The sequence below is a fragment of the Arthrobacter sp. H20 genome, assembly GCF_000520515.1.
In the GTDB taxonomy this organism is placed as follows: Bacteria; Actinomycetota; Actinomycetes; order Actinomycetales; family Micrococcaceae; genus Arthrobacter_D.
The window spans coordinates 1-2,895 of record NZ_AZRY01000236.1; the positions used below are offsets into that span (position 1 = coordinate 1).

Annotated in this window: 3 protein-coding genes and 1 pseudogene; 1 reads left to right on the top strand and 3 read right to left on the bottom strand. The window is 64.7% G+C overall.

The genetic code is table 11. The features are described 5' to 3' along the window. Both Y703_RS0102320 and Y703_RS22565 read right to left on the bottom strand, forming a co-directional pair. Positions 1–839, bottom strand: an 839-nt coding sequence (locus tag Y703_RS0102320) for an IS1380 family transposase (RefSeq protein WP_026551431.1), incomplete at its 3' end; no start/stop codon positions are given. A 141-nt stretch (positions 840–980) separates the two neighbouring features. After that, a pseudogene (locus Y703_RS22565) lies at positions 981–1,294 on the bottom strand (transposase family protein); the annotation flags it as partial. Between the two features lie 147 nt (positions 1,295–1,441). On the opposite strand from Y703_RS22565, the gene Y703_RS17415 reads away from it, so the two are divergent. After that, entirely contained in the window at positions 1,442–2,491 is a 1,050-nt protein-coding gene (locus tag Y703_RS17415) for an ISL3 family transposase (protein ID WP_253907905.1), read from the top strand. Between the two features lie 94 nt (positions 2,492–2,585). Here Y703_RS17415 and Y703_RS0102335 read toward each other — a convergent pair. After that, a partial coding sequence (locus Y703_RS0102335; protein ID WP_026551432.1) for a transposase occupies positions 2,586–2,895 on the bottom strand: 310 nt, incomplete at its 5' end.

The following is a 2,895-nucleotide window of genomic DNA, read 5'->3' on the forward strand; positions in this document are numbered from 1 at the left end:
GTCCACGCAGACTTCGGAACCCGGGGCAGGGCCGCTTCGACGGCGCCGTGGAGCGGGAAACCCACCGAATAGCCCAGGTTCCGGCGTGGGTGGGTGAGCCAGTGAAGGAACCCGTGGGTGCCGCCGGCGGAGTCGGTACGGATCATCACCTTCCGGCCCGACCGGAACCCTGCCGGCAGCTGCTGCAACGCGTCCTTGGTGACCTCGATGTGATCCGCCGCAGTATTCGACCCGGCGTTCCCCGGGCGCAGCAGCACCGCCAGCGGCTCTCCGGTGCCCTCAACCCCATGGTCCACGAACGCGGTCAGCGGGTGGAAGCCGTAGCCTTTCTTCCAGGTCGGGCGGGCGTCTTCCTTCTCCGAATGGGAGCTCACCAGTGTCGCGTCCAGATCCACGACCAGCGGGGCGTTCTTACTGACCCCGTGCAACGGTGAGTGTTCTCCGGCCAACCCCCACACCTGAGCCCTGGCAGCAGCCCGGACGGCACTGATCGCCGCCAACGCCTTGCCCGGGAGGATCCTAGACAGGGTTGTGATCAGGCGGCTGACCGTCGGATCCGAAGCGACGAGCCCGTAGATCTGCGGTTGAGCCCGCAGCCGGTCCACGTCGGCGAGGCAGTCCCCGCCGATCGCCAGGGACAAGCCCAGATCGATGATGATCTTCGCCGGGTCGTGGCGGGCGAAGGGCTTACGCCACGGTTCCCAAGCCGCCGACAGTCCGGCACCGATCCCCGAGGCACGAACCGTCTGGGTCAGGATCATGCCTCCGGCTTGGGACACCACGCCGGTCCCGGCGGAATCAGCACGGACAGACGGATAGAAACCGGTAGACTGACTCACCAGAAAGGTGCTCCTTTTCACGTGGCGCGAATGATGCGTAGACAACACCATTTTCCCACGTCAGGAGCACTTTTCGTCGTTTACCACACCCCGCCAGCCACCACCACATGAAAGACCGAGGCTAGGGGTACGGACACACGCGGTCTCGCACCAGATGATCAGCGCTGCGGCCGGTGAATTCCGGCCCGCTGTCCGAGCGGACATAGGTGGGGATGATGCCGGTTTCGGCGATGATGTCCTCGAACATGGCGACCACATCGGTCGCGGTGAAGGATCTTTGGGGATGACGTTCAGGGCTGTGCGCATGTATTGATCGTTGACGTTTTGAAGAACCATACACGCCGCCCATACGAAGACACATCACTTTGGAAGTCGATGCTCACTACATGCATCGGATACCGAGCCGTCAACCGCTTCTGCTCACCAGCCCCTGGCCCGGGCTGCCGCCACTTCCTCACGCTAGGATTACAGGCTCTCCGTGGTTCGTGGTGAAAGCCGGGTTCGTGTCGTAGACGTATAGGGGCTCGTGGCCCTGCTGAGATGGATGTTCTTGACGCATTCATCACTGACAGGAACCACGAGCCTTGATCGAGCCTACTGCCATGCGTACCGACGCTGCCACTACTGTTTTCAACCTTCCCGGTTACCGGGTCACCAGCGCGGAGGTCCGTGCCTGCGGGCGGCGCAGAATCCGGGTCGAGTCAGTCCTGGAAGCTGGCTGCAGGGCCTGCGGGGTGATCAGTGCCCGACGGCACTCGCGCCGGTTCCAGCGGATTCGTGACATCCGGATCGCCGGCCCGGTGGATGTCATCTGGTCCAATCGCCGGTTCTTCTGCGACGAGACCGAATGCGCCCGGAAGACCTTCGCTGAGGCGACCCCGCAGGTGCCTGCATACTCGCGGTCCACGGCGAGGCTGCGGGAGGCCCTCACCGATGCGGTGATCGGATCCGGGCGTGCCGCGTCGGAGACCGCCACTGCGTTCGGCGTGTCCTGGTGGCTGGTCCAGCGGGCGTTGGATACCGCGGTGCTGAAACTCCCTGACGTGGACACCATGGCACCGGTCAGGCTCGGTATCGATGAGCACCGCTTCCGGTCCGTGCGGTTCTTCCAGGACCCCGCCACGAAAGCCTGGACCCGGTACGAGCCGTGGATGTCCACCCTCGTCGATTTGGACACCGGGCAGGTCCTGGGCGTCGTCGACGGACGCGACAGCACCGGTGTTGGGGATTGGCTCAAGGCCCGCCCACTGGGTTGGCGACTCGGCGTCCAGGTCGTCGCAATCGACCCGTCAGCGGCGTTCCGCAAGGCGCTACGGATGTGGTTGCCCCGCACCGCTGTCAGCGTCGACGCGTTTCACCTGAGCATGCTCGCGAACGCTATGGTCACCGAGGTCCGCCAACGCCTCTGCCAGGAAGCCAAGGGCCGCCGCGGGCGCGCTGCCGATCCTGTGTGGGCGAATCGGCGGCTACTGCTCAAGGGTGCGGAACGGCTCTCGGGCCGGGCCCGAAACCGCCTCGCGGTGGTCTTCGCCGTTGATGATCCCGCCGGCGGGTTGCAGGCCGTCTGGGAGGTGAAGGAACAGCTCCGGACACTGCTGCACACCGGGTCGATCGCCGAGGCCACCGCGGCGAAGACGAGCCTGTCAAGGTGATTGTGTAAGTTGCATGGTCACTGGTTGGTTTGGCCTGTCTTGGGACAGGCTGATGTGGTCTTTTTTGCCGGTGTTGTTGATGTGGTTTGGGTTGCTATCCCAGGTGTGGTTCCAGGCGCTCGGGGTAGGCGAGCATTAGGTGCTGCAGGGCCTGGTTCCAGCCCATGGTGCCGGCTCCTTCGACGAGGCCGCCGGCGGTGCTCGCCCGGGTGCTGGTGCGTGTCTTGGACCGTTCCCTGGCGCGCTTGTCCTCGATGTTGCAGATGGCCAGCCAGAGCAGTTTGGTGGCCGCCTGGTCGTTGGGGAAATGCCCGCGGTTCTTGGTGACCTTGCGCAGCTGGTAGTTGAGGGACTCGATCGAATTGGTGGTGTAGATGACCTTGCGCAGGGCCGGGGGAAAGGCG

Bases quoted from the DNA above. Each gene is read 5' to 3' on its own strand.
- Y703_RS17415 (WP_253907905.1), top strand. From the start codon at position 1,442: ATGCGTACCGACGCTGCCACTACTGTTTTCAACCTTCCCGGTTACCGG.